Genomic DNA, 16,746 nt, shown 5'->3' on the forward strand with positions numbered 1-16,746 from the left:
AGCGTGAGCGACCGGCACTGGCACTGGCACTGGCACTTCGAGTTCATACCGAATTGGTCACCTGCTTCCATGGCTGGTCGATCTTGCCGTTCAGCCGGAATGGGTAGAGGCGGTGCGCATACTTTACCGCCGCCTCGATGACGTCGAGGTCTCGCCGCCCTGGCTTCGCCTGCTGCATGGAATTGTCAGGCAAACTGCCGAACGAAGCGCTCCAGCCAAAGGAACGAGATCAATGGTGCCGTCAGCGGACGCGCGCGCGTCGCCACCAACTCGTCCAGTAGTTGGAGGACGGCGTCTCGGTTGACCAGGCCCAAGTCGGCAAGGGCGCATTCGCTCAGCTGCACGGCGATCGTCTTGGCGTGATGTGCGATCAACTCAGGCAGGACATGGGCGAACGTTTCCTTGCAATAATCTCGCGGAAATAGTTCGCCTACGTTGGCCTGCAAGTAGCGCCGCATCGTTTCTCGATCTTTACGGCACTCGAGGGGGAGGCCCCGACAGAAAGCCACCAGATGTGGATCGCTTAAGGGATTGACCGGCCAGAGGCCTCGCCGAAGCAGATGGGGAGCCTGGCACGCGTTCGACGCCAATACGGATGCAGACAACAGGCCGGCGGGAGCATCAAATCCACTGATCGAGCGCGATGCAGTGAGCGCTCGGGGCGTCAACAACAGGTTCGCGCGACGCTTGGCTTCTGCGGCCACCCCGCTGCCGGGACCTGCGCTGGGATGTTCCTCGTTCCGGTACATTGGGAACAGCTGGTCTCCGCCAATACCGGTGAAAAGCCATTCGCTTTCCTGTGCTTGAGCGCAGTCCCACAAATGTTCGAACGCTTCGAGATAGAACTCGACAAGGGGATAGTCCGGTCGAGCCGCACTCGGTTGCAGATCGAGCGTTGGTGGGAATGAAACGATAGGGATGCTCGTGTCGCGAAGGCCGAGCTTTTCAACAAGCATGCGACGGCGTTGTGCCTGGTTTTGGCTGTCTCCCTCGTCGAGCAAGATTCCAAAGCTCAGGATGTTGTCATGCGATCGCGTCAGAGCGCATGCAACGGTCGCCGAATCCATGCCCCCACTCAATTCCGTGGCCACCCGCTTCGACGCGGGACGAATCGAAATGGCACGATGCAACAACTGCTCGAATCGCTCTACGCCGTAGTCGATCAGTGCTTCTTGGGAAGGCGATCCGATTTCAGCAGGCGAAGGATAGACGTAACGCGTCTTGCCCGGCTCGGCGTAAAGCGTGGCGCGTTCTGTCAGCATTACGACACCCGAACACAACTGTCTGGCGGAGTAGTCCGCGTTCAATGCGAGACGCCGACTGGCCATCTCCAGGTCGATGGTGGTGGGTCGGGAAAAAAAGTCGGCCAGATCGTAGGAGAGTTCTACTGCGGCATCGGTGACCCGGCAATAGACCGGCGCCGATGCGAGAAGGCCCGCGCGCAATTTCAGTCGGGATCCGACCTGGGCCACTTCGATCATGAGATAATCAAGCGGCCATAGCAGAGCCTCTTTGTATAGCCGGTTGAATTGATCGGCATCGACCAGCACGCCCGTATCGTCTTTTTTCCATTCGACGTCCGTACAGCGCTCGCGTACCGTCGCGAACCACTGTCCCTGCGTGCGAACCACGACGGTTTCCAGCGCAGGGTGACGGTAGGGCGCGATCTGGCTGTTCCCGAGACACAGGATACTGTCCTGCCACACCGGGGAATGTTCGAGGTCGGAAAAAGCGACGTTGGCCTTGATCATGGCGACGCGGCTGCCTGCGATCGGCGTCGGATGGTTATCGCGCTTTAGAACAGAAGAGCGCCGCCTGATGGCGGCGCTCTTTATCGCGATGCCTTTGGTGCAATCGCCGTCGTTTTAGCCGCCAGGTTGCGTGGAGTACCCGCGAGAATCCTCACCAAGATAAGGCTTCATCTCGCAGACGCCAGGCGCTGCGATAGTTTGCATGGGTTCGTCGAGCTGGATAGCGAAAGGATTGGATGGAGAATCTTGTTTCTCAAGCTTGCCATCTTGGATTTTCATCACAAAGCTCCTTTTCTAGATGTCGTCATGCGGCGACGAGCAGAACCTAGCACCGCGCCTGTAGCAAGACAAGATCTTTAAGATTTCAATAGTTTCATATGAAAATATTGTATTGAGAGGTTCAAATGCCGATCTGCGTTGCCCATGCACCACTAATCCGCATTGAGGCGACGCTGGGGGCTGTGTGCCGGTGGGGAGGATGTACGCCCCGGCGGGGGGGCATGGATTCCATGCCGAAGCGCATCGCTGGGCGTTCTACACTCGCGCGCTGGAACTGCTGAGTGCTCGCTGTGCAGCACGTAGGCGGTGCCGGCGTCGGCCAAACCGTGAGCGCTTGCACCTGACCATGTGCGCTCCAGGCGGCCGCGTCGCTGTTGCACTGGCTCTGGTTGGATCTGTGGCGCAGCACGACTAGCAGGACTTATCGCCGAGGTCGTCCTTGACCATGCGAAATGCGCTGTGTCGATGTGAAACGGTTGCGTCGCCGCTCGGGCGACACAACCCCTCAACGCACCCCATGCATCATCCGCCGCAGCAGTGGCGCGGCGAGGAAGGCCAGCACCGCACAGCCCACGCCGATCCACAGCAGCAGCCAGAACAGGTGCGCGTACTTGGCCGCGGCGTCGGCGATGTTGAGGGTCTGGCCATCCGGTACCTCGATCGCGGCCAGCTTGCCGAACAGCGCCGCCAGCGCCTCGGAGAACGCCGTGGCCAGGAACCAGGTGCCCATCATCAGGCTGACCACGCGCGGTACCGCGAGCTGGGTCACCGCCGACAGGCCGACCGGCGACAGGCACATTTCGCCGGCCTCCAGCACGAAGTAGGCCAGCACCAGCCACCACACGCTCGCCATCTGGCCGGTCGCGCCGACCTGTTGCGCGGCCAGCGCCAGCGGCACGAAGGACAGCCCGGCCAGCAACAGCCCCATCGCCGACTTGGCCGGTTTGGACGGCTCGCGGCCGCGCCGCGCCAGCCACGCCCACAGCGCTGCGAACAGCGGCGCCAGCAACACCAGGAACAGCGCGCCCAGATAGGTCAGCGAGCCGGCGGTCTGCGGCAGCACCAGGCAGTCGCGGATCAGGAACAGCAACATCAATGCGCTGACCGCGACGAACAGCCGCCGCGGCGCCGACGAGCCGGGGCGGCGGTCGGACAGCGAGGCCGCCAGCACGAAACCCAGCGGCGCCAGCAGCAACGAGGCGATCGACCAGGGCAGGGGCGTACCGCCGCGGATCACCAGCGACGGCACGATGTCCTTGGTCATCAGCCGGTCGGTGAAGGTGACCCACGAGCCGTAGGTCTGCTCGTACAGGGTGAAGTACACCAGCGCCATCGCGATCAGCACCATCAGCGCGATCATCTGCTGGCGCTGCACCGGGGTGCACTGGGTGCCGGTGAACCAGGCGAACCACAGCAGCACCGCGCCGAGCACCAGCAGCATCAGCAGCAGGGCCAGGGAGATTTCCCCGCCCAGGCTGAAGGCACCGTTGGCCGCGGCCCACATCAGCGCGGCCACCGGCAGCACGCCCAGCACGGCGCACAGGTAGATCGCCCATTCGCGCGGCACGCCGAGCACGCGCTCGCGCAGCAGCGCCGGCTGCGCCGGTTCGGCGTGGCCGTGCAGGTATTTCTGGCCCCACAGGAACATGCCCAGGCCGAGCAGCATGCCGATGCCGGCCGCGCCGAAGCCGTAGCGCCAGCCGTAGGCCTCGCCCAGGAAGCCGCAGACCAGCGAGGCGAACAGCGCGCCGAGGTTGATGCCGGCGTAGAACAGCGAGAAGCCGGCGTCGCGGCGCGGGTCGTCGGCCGGGTACAGCTTGCCGACGATGGTGGAGATGTTGGGCTTGAGGAAGCCCACGCCCATGATGATCAGCGCCAGCGACAGGTAGGTCACGCCCAGCGACGCGGTGTCGCGCACCACCTCGCCGTTGACCCGGGTGGCGGCGTGGCCCTCGAAGGCCATGCCGATGTGGCCGAGCACCAGCAGCAGGCCACCGAACACCACCGCCTTGCGCATGCCCAGCCAGCGGTCGGCGAGCAGGCCGCCAAGCACCGGCACGCAGTACACCAGGCCGCCGTAGGCGCCAAGCAGGTCGAGTCCGGCGTCGTCGCCGAACAGGTGGTACTTGGTCAGGTACAGCAGCAGCAGCGCCTTCATGCCGTAGAAGGAGAAGCGCTCCCACATCTCGGTGAAGAAACAGACGTAGACGCCCTTGGGATGGCCGAGGAAATCGTCGCGCGCGTCGCGCAGCGGCAGGGAGGACACGGACACGGCGACTCTCGGCGCAGGAAGGCAAGCGGCGGAGTATAGGGGCGTCGGCGCTCGCTCGAATGGCGGTGCGCGGCATGGGCGGTTCGGCGGCGGGCGTACCCTCACCCCAACCCCTCTCCCGGTGGGAGAGGGGCTATGCGCCTTTCCTTCTCCCACCGGGAGAAGGTGCCCCGCAGGGGCGGATGAGGGGCAGGCCGGCACGAAAAGGTGGGTGACCTGCTTGCTGCCGAACCCTCACCCCAACCCACATCCCGGTGCGAGAGGAGCAACCGTCCGCCCCTGAGCACTGCCGCTTCTACGAATCCCCAATCCCCAATCCCCAATCCCGGCCCCCCAGGCATGTGCCACAAGCTGGGCACCGCGATGCTGGACTTGCCCGGCCCCAGACGCTAGCGTGCAAAGCGTTTTTGTCGTTTCAGGGGTAACCATGAACAACGCTGCCGCGCCGCGCCAGCTCACGTTCCGTGCCGTGGTGCTGGCGATCGTGCTGGCCGTGGTGCTGTCCGCCGCCAATGCCTACCTCGGTCTGTTCGCCGGCCTGACCATCGCCACCGCGATTCCGGCGGCGGTGGTGTCGATGGGCGTGCTGCGCCTGCTCGGCGGCGGCTCCATCCTCGAGAACAACATCGTGCAGACCGGCGCCTCGGCCGGTTCCTCGATCGCGGCCGGGGTGATCTTCACCATCCCGGCGCTGGTGATCATGGGCTACTGGCCGGACTTCAAGTACTGGTGGGTGCTAGGCATCGCCGGCATGGGCGGCCTGCTCGGGGTGCTGTTCTCGGTGCCGCTGCGGCGCTCGATGATCGTCGAGGATCCGCTGCCGTTCCCGGAGGGCAAGGCCGCCGCGGAAGTGCTCAAGGCCGGTGAGAATCCCGGGCCGGGGCTGAAGATCCTGGGTCTGTCGGCGGCGATCGGCGGGTTGGTCAAGCTCGGCGCGGCCAGCGGCCTGAAGGTGATTCCGGATACCTGGGCGCAGGCCGCGTACATCGGCAGCAGCAAGATGGTCGGCTACGTCGGCACCAATCTGTCGCCGGCGTTGCTGGGCGTGGGCTACATCGTCGGGCTCAACGTCGGCATCGTGGTGCTGTCCGGCTCGATCCTGTCCTGGCATATCGCCATCCCGCTCTATCAGCAGTTCTTCATGGGCTCCGACCCGGCGCTGGCGCAGAGCCTGGCCAATGCGCCGGCGGCCGAGGCTGCGTTTGGGATCTGGGGCGAAAAAGTCCGCTACCTCGGTGTGGGTGCGATGCTGATCGGCGGCGTGTGGACGCTGTTCTCGCTGCGCAAGTCGCTGCTGTCGGGCGTCAAGAGCGGCTTCGCCGCGGCGCGCAAGAGCACCGGCGGCGCCGCGGTGGCCGAGACCGACCGCGACCTGCCGATGAAGTGGATGCTGGTCGCGCTGCTGCTATGCACGCTGCCGCTGCTGGGCCTGTACCAGGCCATCGTCGGCCAGTGGCACGTCAGCGTGCCGATGACCCTCATCATGATCGTCGCCGGTTTCCTGTTCGTCTCGGTGTCCGGCTACCTGGCCGGCCTGATCGGCTCGTCGAACAACCCGGTCTCCGGCATCACCATCTCCACCATCCTGTTCGCCTCGGCGGTGCTGGTGCTGCTGCTCGGGCGCGATTCGCCGATCGGCGCGGTCGCCGCGATCATGATCGGCGCAGTGGTGTGCTGCGCCGCGGCGGTCGGCGGCGACAACCTGCAGGATCTGAAGACCGGCTACCTGGTCGGCGCCACGCCATGGAAGCAGCAGTTGATGCTGGCCATCGGCGCATTCTCCTGTGCGCTGATCATGGCGCCGGTGCTGAACCTGCTCGCAGAGGCGTACGGGATCGGCAGCAAGACGCTTCCGGCCCCCCAGGCGGTGTTGATGGCCTCGGTAGCCAAGGGTCTGTTCGGTGGGACACTGCCGTGGACGATGATTGCGATCGGCGCCGGTGTCGGTGCGGCGATCATCGCGTTTGACGAATGGTTGAAGAAGACGGGCAAGCGCTTTCGCGTGCCGGTGCTCGCCGCGGCGATCGGCATCTACCTGCCGCTGGAGCTGATGGTGCCGATCTTCCTTGGTGGCCTGATCGCCCACTTGGTCGAGCGTTTCCACAAGATTCGCGCCGATGACGAGGAAGGGCGAGATCGCGTGCATCGTCCAGGCGTGTTGTTTTCAGCGGGTCTTATCACCGGCGAGGCGTTGATGGGCATCGGCATTGCGCTTCCGATCGTCATCACCAACAACAAGAACGTGCTGGCGCTTCCCGAGGCCTATCACCTCAACCAGTGGTACGGCCTGGCGCTGCTGGCCTTCGTCGGCTGGCTGCTGTACCGCACCGGCCGCAAGGGCGAAGCCGCGGCCGCGCCGCGCGCGTAACCGGCGCAATCGCCTCCTGCAACGCAACATCCGAAGCCCGGCCCCGCGCCGGGCTTCGCTTTTTCCGGCCGGGCCCGCGCGCCGCACGTGCCGATCCCATCAGCTTCTCGCTGGCTGCTCCACGCCGCGTGTGTCGCAAAGACCGAATCTTGCCCCGGCCGCGTGCGCCTCCCGCGGTCCGCCTCACCACCGAGGCCAGCTTCGGCACCGGCCTGCTGCACTTCGCGGTACCAGCGCCTCGCGGCCACTCCCGATCCACCACGCTCATCCGGCCGCGGTATGGCCACTGTCCGCTTGCTATCCGAAACCGGGTCAGTGCGGGTCTTCGTAATCACAGCCGAGCCAGCGCCCCGCGCTTCCCAATCCCCAATCCCGATTCCCCAATCCCGGCCCCTCCATGACTTCAGTCCTTTGCGCCACGCCCACCGCGGCCCCTACCATCGACGTTTTGCCGTGTTCCGGAGACGCCCGATGACCTTGCGCTACGCCTTGCTGCCCCTGGCCCTGCTGACCGCGCTGCCCGCGCTGGCCGCCACCCGCGGTTTCGAAGTTCGCGACATGGTCGCGCTGGACCGGGTGTCCTCGCCGCTGCTGACGCCCGACGGCGGCACGGTGATCTTCGCCAAGCGGCAGATGGACAAGGCGCTGGAGAAGTCCAGCACCAGCCTGTGGCTGCGCGACCTGCGCACCCGCGATGCGGCGCCGCCGAAGCGGCTGACCCCGGAAGGCTGGAACGTCAACTCGCCGGAACTGTCGGCCGACGGCAAGACCGTGTACTTCCTCAGCGCCAAGTCCGGCCGCCAGCAGCTGTACGCGCTGCCGCTGGCCGGCGGCGCGCCGCGCCAGCTCACCGATTTCGCGCTGGACGTGGACAGCTACCGCATCGCCCCGCAGGGCGACCGGGTGGCCTTCAGCGCCGGCGTGTTCCAGGACTGCGGTTCGGACCTGGCCTGCACGCAGAAGCGCCTGGACGCCAAGAAGCAGTCCAAGGCCACCGGCGTGGTGTTCGACCAGTTGTTCGTGCGCCACTGGGATACCTGGAACGACGGTCGCCGCAACAGCCTGTTCGTCGCGCCGCTGCCGGCCGGCGCCAAGGCCAAGCCGGTGGCCGGCGCCTCTGCGGTGAGCGTGACCCTGGCCGGCGACATCCCCTCCAAGCCGTTCGGCGGCAGTGAGGACTACACCTGGGCGCCGGACGGGCAGTCGCTGGTCGCCAGCGTGCGCGTGGCCGGCCGCGAGGAGCCGTGGTCGACCAACTTCGACCTGTACCGGCTGGACGCGGCCGGCAAGGCAGCGCCGGTCAACCTGACCGCGTCCAACCCGGCCTGGGACGCCGGCCCGGTGTTCTCCGCCGACGGCAAGACGCTGTTCTACCGCGCGATGAAGCGCCCCGGCTTCGAGGCCGACCGCTTCGGCCTGATGGCGATGGACGTGGCCAGCGGCAAGACCCGCGAGATCGCCCCGCAGTGGGATCGCTCCGCTGGCGAGATCGTGCTCTCGGCCGACGGCAAGAGCGTCTACACCACCGCCGACGACATGGGCCAGCACCCGCTGTTCGCGGTCGACGTGGCCGATGGCAAGGTCCGCACCGTGGCCGCCGACGGCAGCGTCGGCTCACCGGTCCTGGCCGGCACCACCCTGGCCTTCACCCGCAACAGCCTCAAGAGCGGCGACCAGATCATGGTCGCCGACGCCGATGGCCAGCAGCCGCGCGCCATCACCCCCAGCGCCGGCGAACTGCTGCCGGACGTGAAGTTCGGCGACTACGAGCAGTTCTCGTTCAAGGGCTGGAACAACGACACCGTGCACGGCTATGTGGTCAAGCCGTACAACTACCAGGAAGGCAAAACCTATCCGGTGGCGTTCCTGATCCACGGCGGCCCGCAGGGCAGCTTCGGCAACGGCTGGAGCTATCGCTGGAACCCGCAGACCTATGCGGGGCAGGGCTACGCGGTGGTGATGATCGACTTCCACGGTTCCACCGGCTACGGCCAGGCCTTCACCGATGCGATCAGCCAGCACTGGGGCGACCGCCCGCTGGAAGACCTGCAGAAGGGCTGGGACGCGGCGCAGAAGCAGTACGGCTTCCTCAACGGCGACAAGGCCTGCGCGCTCGGCGCCAGCTACGGCGGCTACATGGTCTACTGGATGGCCGGCAACTGGAACAAGCCGTGGAAGTGCCTGGTCGACCACGACGGCGTGTTCGACAACCGCATGATGGGCTACGCCACCGAGGAGCTGTGGTTCAGCGAGTGGGAGAACGGCGGTACGCCTTGGCAGAACCCGGCCGGCTACGAAAAGTTCAACCCGATCCTGCACGTGGACAAGTGGAAGGTGCCGATGCTGGTGATCCATGGCCAGCAGGATTTCCGCATCCCGATGGAGCAGGGCCTGGCCGCGTTCGGCGCGCTGCAGCGCAAGGGCATCGAGTCCAAGTTCCTGTACTTCCCGGACGAGAACCACTGGGTGCTGAAGCCGCAGAACAGCATCCTCTGGCACGACACGGTCAACGGCTGGCTGAAGCAGCATATCGGGGAGTGAGGGGACCTGGGGCCTGGGTTTCCCGGGCCCCTTCTGGGATACGGCCCAGGTCCCGGGATTCGGGATTCGGGATTCGGGATTCGGGATTTTCCCGCGATCCCGGTAATCCGATGGCCCTTGTGGGAGGGGCTTCAGCCCCGACGCCTTACCGCTAAAGCGTCGGGGCTGAAGCCCCTCCCACAAAAACAACAGGCCGCTTGCAGTGCATCGCTCCTGCGAATTCACCCGCGGCTTGTTGCTCTCTTTCGATCGTTGTTGACACCTCCAAACCTCCAACCGCGGCGCACGAATCCCGAATCCCCACTCCCGAATCCCCGCCCCACAGCCCGATGCCCTCGACGCCCCTGATCACCAACGACATCGTCATCTTCGGCCTGATCGCCGCCACCCTGGGTGCGGTGTTCTGGACCGCGGCGCGGCCGTCGGGAGTCTGGAAGCGCTTCTACGGCTTCGTGCCGGCGCTGTTGCTGTGCTATCTGATCCCGGGCATCTACAACACCGTCGGCCTGATCGACGGACAACACAATTCGCTTTACAACCCGGTCGCGCGCGACGTGCTGCTGCCGGCGGCGCTGGTGCTGCTCACCCTCACCATCGATCTCAAGGGCATCCTGCGGCTGGGGCCGAAGCTGGTGGCGATGTACCTGGGCGCGTCCTTCAGCATCATGCTCGGCGCGGTGGTCGCGTTCCAGGTGATGAAGTGGCTGCATCCGGTGACCGTGGCCGGCGACACCTGGGCCGGCATGGCCGCATTGGCCGGCAGTTGGATCGGCGGCGGCGCCAACATGCTGGCGATGCGCGAAGTGTTCCAGGTCGATGCCACCACCTTTGGCCAGTTCGCGGTGGTCGACGTCGGCGTCGGCTACGTGTGGATGGCGCTGCTGATCTTCTTTGCGCAACGTGCGCCGGCGATCGACGCGCGCACGGGCGCCGACACCCGCGGCATCGACGACCTCAAGCAGCGCATCGCCCACTTCCAGGCCCAGCACGAACGCGTGGCCAGCCTTACCGACCTGATGCTGATCGTCGGCGTCGCTTTCGGCGCGGTCGGCCTGGCGCATGCGATCGCCACCCCGACCGCGGCGTGGTTCGACGCGAACGTGAGTTGGGCCAAGCAGTTCAGCCTCGGCTCGCCCTTCGTATGGGTGGTGGTGCTGGCGACCACCTTCGGCCTGCTGCTCAGCTTCACCCGCGCACGCACGCTCGAGGGCGCCGGCGCCTCGCGCATCGGCACGCTGCTGCTGTATTTCCTGATCGCCTGCATCGGCATGCAGATGGACCTGCTGGCGCTGTTCGACCGCCCCTGGATCTTCGCGCTCGGCCTGATCTGGCTCATCGTGCACGTTCTGCTGCTGCTGGCGCTGGGCAAGCTGCTGCGGGTGCCGTTCTTCTATTTCGCGATCGGCTCGCAGAGCAACGTCGGCGGCCCGGCCTCGGCGCCGGTGGTGGCGGCCGCGTTCCACCCGGCGCTGGCCCCGGTCGGCGTGCTGCTGGGCACGATGGGCTACGCCACCGGCACGTACCTGGCCTATCTGGTCGGCATCACCCTGCGCGCGATGGCCGGCGCGGGCTGAGCCGCGGCGGCGTGACCGCCGCAGCCTGTTCGCGTGCGGCAGCGCGATGCGGGGGCCGGCGCTGGGACTGCTGCCGTACATCGCGGGCGTGGATCTATGGCGCTGCGGCCGGCGGTGTGCCTGCGAAACTGCTGGTCTGGGTGGTGGAGGCCACGGCAGGCGTCGGCGTGGACGCCTGCCGTGATGCAGTCGCAGGCGGCGACTACTGCATCGCCACGCTGCGCTGCCGTTCTTCCTGCTGCTGCGGCGGCGCCTGCAGGTTCTGCTGCTGCAACTGGCCGACGTTGGCCTGCGACGGCTCGTGGGCCGCGGCCGCGGTCTGGACCTGGCTGCGCAGGTGCGCCGGGTTCTCCGGTTGCCCCTGGACCGCGAACAGTCGGTCGCCATCGCGGCTGGGCAGCACCTGGTCGATGCGCTGCAGGCCGTCCTGGCCGGCGCGCGCGGCGACGCTGGCGGCGGTGTTGAGGAAGGCTGCGTCGTCGTGCAGGCCGAGCCGGTCGCGCTGGCCGTCCAACTGCACCACCGCGTCGTTGAACAGGCGGCTGCCGGTCGACAGCGAACCGGATTGCCCCTGGCTCTGGACCTGACCCTGGCTCTGGTTTTGCGCCAGGTCCTCGGCCTTCATCACCGAATCGATGCCGTGCAGGTCCAGGCGATGCTTGAGCATCATCCCGGGGATCAGGCGCTGGCCGAACGACAGCGGGTCCGGTTCCGGCAGCTGGATCTGGTGGCCGGCGGCGTCGGGCATCAGGCCGCGGGTCAGCAGGTTGTCTTCCTGCAGGTAGGTCAGCAGTTCGTTCTTGACGTGATAGCCGCGGATCAGCCCGTCGGCGGCATAGGCCTTGGCCGCGTCGGCATCCAGCCCTTCGCGCTCGAGCGTCTTGTTGTTGACCCCGGCGGCGTTGAAGGTCACCGCCGGCACGTCGTTGACCATCGACGAGGCCGCGGCCAGGCCGCCGCCCAGCGAGTGCCCGGAGATCAGCAGGTTGTCGCCGAAGGCCTGCTTGGCCTGGCTGCCGAGCTGGATCGCCGAGGCGTACTGCGCGTCGGAAAAGCCCAGGCCCTGGCCAAGGTTGTGTTTCCAGTCCTTCAGTTCGTCGGTGCCGCAGAAGCCCAGCACCACGTTGCCCTGCGGGTTGCGGTAGAACGCGGCATCGAAGCCGCTCTTGGCGTCGTGCTGCAGGCTGGGATCGATGCCGGCGCGCTGCAGCGCGGCGTCGTCCATGCGCGACCAGCCGTCGGGCAGCGCGGCGAAGGTCTCGGCGCCGCCGGCGCGGCGTTCGGCCGCGGTGTGGTAGAGGTCCTGCAGCAGCGGCGGCAGTTGCCGGTCCACGGCCTGTGGCTGCTGGCCGCGGACGGCGTCGGAGAAGGAGGTGGACGGATCGGACGGGGAAAGCTCGTTCTGGTTCATGCGCGGCTCCGTGCGAATGTGGCGACCGACCGCGTCAGCGGCTCGCTTCCAACGGGATGGCGTGGGCGCTCAGCCAGGCGCGCACGTCGTTGCGGACCTGCTGCGCGTTGGCGTTGAGCAGGCGCTCGGGCGTGTTGAAGAAGTACGCCTGGAAGGTCTTGCCCTGGGCGTTGCGCAGGCTCGGATCGACCCCGGCCTGCAGCAGCTTCGGCACCCAGGGATTGCCGGCGCTGCTCTGCGCGGCCAGGTGCAGCAACGAGTTGCCGGTGGCGTCGACCCGCTTCGGATCGGCGCCGGCCTTGAGCAGCAGTTCGATCTGCGCGTCGCGCTTGCTCTGCACGGCGCGGAACAGCGGGGTCCAGTTCGCGCGCGCGCTCACCGGGTCGACCGGGGCGCCGTGCTGCAGCAGGATCTCCAGGTATTGCGGATCCTTGGCCATGGCGGCCATGTGCACCACGGTTTCCTGGTCCATGCCCGGCAGCGACGGGTCGGCACCGGCGTCGAGCAGCGCCGCCAGCGCGCGCGGCTGTTCGTTCCAGATGGCCCATTCGAGCAGGGTGACGTTCTGGTCGCCGTGCGCGGACAGGTCCGTGCTGGGCGCCAGGGCGGCGATGCGGCCGACGTCGCCGCGCGCGATGGCGGCGGCGATGTCGGCGAGTGCGGGGTCGCGGAACGCGACAGAATGATCCTGCAGCGAGGCTGACATGGCGGAATGCTCCTTGGCGCCGGACTGTGCGGCGCAACTGACCGAGAAGAACAGCGAGGTCGCGAGTGCGATCAGGGCGGGGACGGGCGTACGCATGCAAGGCTCCTTTCCTGTTCGCGGTCCTGGGATGACGGCGCACGTCCTGGCGCCGTTGCCGATGCTAGCAGCGGATCGCAGTGGTGTTGTGCCAGTTTTGTGACGCGGTCTGCGAATCTCTGGTGGCATCCCGCCAGGCGGTCCATCGTTTAACCAGAAACAAACGCTTGGCGGCCGGGATATCACCGAGATGCGATCGCTGCCGCGAGCGGGCAGGGCGAACAGGCAGCGCCGCAGGCGTGTGCAGCGCGTGCGCATGGGATTGGCCGCGCTGCCGCGACTGCAGGCGCCGCACAGGCGAGGGACATGTGCGCAGCGGCATAATGGACGTTTTCCAAAGGAGCGCGCAATGACGGCGACCCCCTTCGACCTGTTGATCAGCGATTGCGACGGCGTGCTCGTCGACAGCGAAGTGCTGGCCGACCGGGTGATGCTCGACGCGCTGGGCGCCTATGTGCCGCGGACCGAACTGGAACGCTTTCTTGCGGGCAGCTTCGGCCTCACCGCACAGGAAATCGTGCAGCGCGTGCAACGGCAGTACGCGCTGGCGCTGCCGCCGGGCCTGTGCCAGGAGATCCGCACACGCTCGGAGGCGCTGATTGCCGCCGAGGTGCAGCCGATCGACGGTGTGCGCGAGGCCTTGCTGGCGTTGCCGCTGCCGCTGGCGGTCGCCTCCAACAGCATGCGCGAGAGCGTGGTCGCCTCGGTGGCGCGCGCCGGCCTGCATGAGCGTGTCGGCGAACGCATCTTCAGCGCCGACATGGTGGCGCGGCCCAAGCCCGCGCCGGACGTGTATCTGCTGGCCGCGCGCACGCTGGAGGTGGCGCCGGAACGCTGCCTGGTGATCGAGGACAGCGCCACCGGTGCCAGCGCCGCGCTGGCCGCGGGCATGACCGTGATCGGCTTTACCGGCGCCGCGCACATTCCCGCCGGGCACGCCGCGACCCTGCGCCAGCTCGGCGTGGCCGCGGTGATGGAACACATGCGCGAACTGCCGCAGACCTATGCGGAACTGGTGCGCGCCGCGGCGGCCTGAAGAGCCGGGATTGGGGAATCGGGATTGGGGAATGGGAGCGGCGCCGCGAGTGCATGGCATCCGCGTGCTTCTCCGTAAGAGCGGCTTTAGCCGCGATGCCTTGTCGGTAATGCGTCACGGCTGAAGCCGTTCCTACAACAGCCAAGCGGCGATGCCCATTGCAAGCATCGCCGCACTTTCATCACGATTACAGCCACCAATCCCCAATCCCGACTCCCCAATCCCCGCCTTTCAACAACAGCGAAACCCGCTCTTGCCGCCGTACCGCGCCTCCTGGCGCTCGCGGAAGAAGGTCTTGTAGTCCATCGGCTCGCGGTCCGGATGCTTTTCCAGCATGTGCCGCACGTAGTTGTCGTAGTCGGGAATGCCGCAGCACAGCCGCGCGGTCTGCACCAAGCGCCGCCATAGCCGGCGGTGCGCCTGGTACTGCCCGACCGGAACCAGGGCGCCGGCCATTACAGGTCCGCCATCTGGTGCGGCTGCAAGGCCACGTACGCGGTCTCGCGGTCGCTGCGCTGCGGGTTGCGGCGCGCGGCAAGAATGGTCTTGATCGCGTAGACCAGCACCGCGAACACCACGCACAGGAACAGCACGGTCAGCCCGGTGTTGACGTAGGCATTGGTGACGATCTGCTGCATCTGCGCCACCGACTTGGCCGGTGCGGTGATGGTGCCGCTGGCGATGGCGTCCTGGAACTTGTGCGCCTGCGCCAGGAAGCCCTGCGACGGGTTGCGGTCGAAGATCTTGATCAGGCCGGCGTAGGTGGTGCAGATCAGCAGCCACACCGCCGGCACCGCGGTCACCCAGGCGTAGCGGTCGCGCTTCATCTTGAACAGCACCACCGTGCCCAGCATCAGCGCGATGCCGGCCAGCATCTGGTTGGAGATGCCGAACAGCGGCCACAGCGTCTGGATGCCGCCGAACGGATCGACCACGCCGGTGTACAGCAGGTAGCCCCACAGCGCCACGCAGCCGGCGGTGCCGATGATGTTGGCGGTCCACGACTCGGTCTTCTTCAACGCCGGGATGAAGTTGCCGAGCAGGTCCTGCAGCATGAAGCGTCCGGCGCGGGTCCCGGCGTCCACCGCGGTGAGGATGAACAGCGCCTCGAACAGGATCGCGAAGTGGTACCAGAAGGCCATCATCGCGTCGCTGCTGTTGGGGATGGCCTGGTGCAGGATCTGCGCGATGCCCACCGCTAGTGTCGGCGCGCCGCCGGCGCGATGCAGGATGGTGGGTTCGCCGATCGCCGCGGCGGTGGCGGTCAGTTGCTCCGGGGTGATGGCGAAGCCCCAGGTGGTGCTGATGTGGTGCGCGGCGGCGGCGACGTCGGCGCCGATCACCGCGGCTGGGCTGTTCATCGCGAAGTACACGCCCGGGTCGATGATCGAGGCCGCCACCAGCGCCATCACCGCCACGAACGATTCCATCAGCATGCCGCCGTAGCCGATGTAGCGCATGTGCGACTCGTTGGCGAGCAGCTTGGGCGTGGTGCCCGAGGAGATCAGCGCGTGGAAGCCGGAGACCGCGCCGCAGGCGATTGTGATGAACAGGAACGGGAACAGGCCGCCCTTCCACACCGGGCCGTCGCCGCTGGCGGCGAACTGCGTGAGCGCCGGCATCTTCAGCTCCGGCATCACCACCAGGATGCCGATCGCCAGGGCAATGATGGTGCCGATCTTGAGGAAGGTGGATAGGTAGTCGCGCGGCGCCAGCAGCAGCCACACCGGCAGCACCGAGGCGACGAAGCCGTAGCCGATCAGCATCCAGGTGATCTGCGTTCCGGTGAAGGTGAAGGCCGGGCCCCAGGTGGGATCGGCGGCGACCTTGCCGCCGAACCAGATCGCCGCCAGCAGCAGGATCAGCCCGACCACCGAGATCTCGCCGATCTTGCCAGGGCGGATGTAGCGCATGTACACGCCCATCAGGATCGCGATGGGCATGGTCGCGATCACCGTGAACATGCCCCAGGGGCTTTCCGCCAGCGCCTTGACCACCACCATCGCCAGCACCGCCAGGATGATGATCATGATCAGGAAGGCGCCGAACAGGGCGATGGTGCCGGGCACCTGACCCATTTCCTCGCGTACCAGGTCGCCGAGCGAGCGGCCGTTGCGGCGGCTGGACAGGAACAGCACCATGAAGTCCTGCACCGCGCCGGCGACCACCACGCCGACCACCAGCCACAGCAGGCCGGGCAGGTAGCCCATCTGCGCGGCCAGCACCGGCCCGACCAGCGGTCCGGCGCCGGCGATGGCGGCGAAGTGGTGGCCGAACAGCACGTGCTTGTTGGTCGGCACGTAGTCCAGGCCGTCGTTGTTGAGCACTGCCGGCGTGGCCCGGGTGGGATCGAGCTGCATCACCTTGTCGGCGATGAACAGGCTGTAGAAGCGGTAGGCGATCAGGTAGATCGACACCGCGGCCACCACGATCCACAGCGCATTGATGTGTTCGCCGCGGCGCAGGGCGATGGTGCCGAGGCAGAACGCGGCCAGGATGGCGAGTGCGGCCCAGGCCAGCTTGGAAAACCCTTTCATGCAGAACGCTCCCCCGGAGATTGCCGCAAGGGTCGCCCCGATGGCCTGGGGGGTCAATGGCGGGGAGGGCCGAGGGGCTAGTACTTTGGTCGTAGACAGTCCTTGTGACGAACGGTGTGGCGGGGACGGACGGCGCAGCGCGCGAGCCCCTCTCCCCCCGGGAGAGGGGTTGGGG

The 16,746-nt window shown here is 66.9% G+C and carries 12 protein-coding genes; 4 read left to right on the forward strand and 8 right to left on the reverse strand.

Going from position 1 to position 16,746, the window contains the following annotated elements; all coding sequences use genetic code 11:
- Window positions 1-43: 43 nt before the first annotated feature.
- From D183_RS28145 to D183_RS0112935, 4 genes are all read right to left on the reverse strand, one after another.
- Entirely contained in the window at window positions 44-178 is a 135-nt protein-coding gene (locus tag D183_RS28145) for a hypothetical protein (RefSeq protein WP_017909367.1), read from the reverse strand.
- Between the two features lie 7 nt (window positions 179-185).
- Window positions 186-1,751: an asparagine synthase-related protein gene (locus D183_RS0112930; protein WP_017909368.1), complete on the reverse strand. Its 1,566-nt coding sequence runs from the start codon at window positions 1,749-1,751 to the stop codon at window positions 186-188.
- A gap of 114 nt (window positions 1,752-1,865) precedes the next feature.
- Window positions 1,866-2,030, reverse strand: coding sequence for a hypothetical protein (locus D183_RS27510; protein WP_157835213.1), 165 nt, complete (start codon window positions 2,028-2,030; stop codon window positions 1,866-1,868).
- A gap of 505 nt (window positions 2,031-2,535) precedes the next feature.
- Window positions 2,536-4,302: an oligopeptide:H+ symporter gene (locus tag D183_RS0112935; protein WP_017909369.1), complete on the reverse strand. Its 1,767-nt coding sequence runs from the start codon at window positions 4,300-4,302 to the stop codon at window positions 2,536-2,538.
- Between the two features lie 427 nt (window positions 4,303-4,729).
- Between D183_RS0112935 and D183_RS0112940 the strand changes: the two genes are divergently transcribed.
- From D183_RS0112940 to D183_RS0112950, 3 genes are all read left to right on the forward strand, one after another.
- Window positions 4,730-6,670, forward strand: coding sequence for an OPT family oligopeptide transporter (locus D183_RS0112940; protein WP_017909370.1), 1,941 nt, complete (start codon window positions 4,730-4,732; stop codon window positions 6,668-6,670).
- A gap of 471 nt (window positions 6,671-7,141) precedes the next feature.
- Complete coding sequence (locus D183_RS0112945; RefSeq protein WP_017909371.1) at window positions 7,142-9,211, forward strand: S9 family peptidase; 2,070 nt, start codon at window positions 7,142-7,144, stop codon at window positions 9,209-9,211.
- 329 nt (window positions 9,212-9,540) lie between these two features.
- Window positions 9,541-10,785: a DUF819 family protein gene (locus tag D183_RS0112950; protein ID WP_017909372.1), complete on the forward strand. Its 1,245-nt coding sequence runs from the start codon at window positions 9,541-9,543 to the stop codon at window positions 10,783-10,785.
- A 202-nt stretch (window positions 10,786-10,987) separates the two neighbouring features.
- Here D183_RS0112950 and D183_RS0112955 read toward each other — a convergent pair whose 3' ends face one another.
- Window positions 10,988-12,196 (reverse strand): XVIPCD domain-containing protein, encoded by a 1,209-nt coding sequence (locus D183_RS0112955; RefSeq protein ID WP_017909373.1) that lies wholly within the window; start codon window positions 12,194-12,196, stop codon window positions 10,988-10,990.
- A 34-nt stretch (window positions 12,197-12,230) separates the two neighbouring features.
- Complete coding sequence (locus D183_RS0112960; RefSeq protein ID WP_017909374.1) at window positions 12,231-12,998, reverse strand: ankyrin repeat domain-containing protein; 768 nt, start codon at window positions 12,996-12,998, stop codon at window positions 12,231-12,233.
- Window positions 12,999-13,347: 349 nt separating this feature from the next.
- Between D183_RS0112960 and D183_RS0112965 the strand changes: the two genes are divergently transcribed.
- Window positions 13,348-14,034, forward strand: a complete 687-nt coding sequence (locus D183_RS0112965; RefSeq protein WP_017909375.1) for an HAD-IA family hydrolase — start codon at window positions 13,348-13,350, stop codon at window positions 14,032-14,034.
- Between the two features lie 231 nt (window positions 14,035-14,265).
- Here the strand turns inward: D183_RS0112965 and D183_RS0112970 are convergent, their stop codons facing one another.
- Window positions 14,266-14,490 carry a YbdD/YjiX family protein gene (locus D183_RS0112970; protein ID WP_017909376.1) on the reverse strand — a complete coding sequence of 75 codons (225 nt, stop codon included), beginning with the start codon at window positions 14,488-14,490 and terminating at the stop codon, window positions 14,266-14,268.
- Entirely contained in the window at window positions 14,490-16,571 is a 2,082-nt protein-coding gene (locus D183_RS0112975; protein WP_017909377.1) for a carbon starvation CstA family protein, read from the reverse strand. The genes D183_RS0112970 and D183_RS0112975 overlap by 1 nt, the downstream gene beginning before the upstream one ends.
- Window positions 16,572-16,746 lie beyond the last annotated feature (175 nt).

The sequence above is a fragment of the Xanthomonas sp. SHU 199 genome, from assembly GCF_000364665.1.
Lineage (GTDB): Bacteria > Pseudomonadota > Gammaproteobacteria > Xanthomonadales > Xanthomonadaceae > Xanthomonas_A > Xanthomonas_A sontii.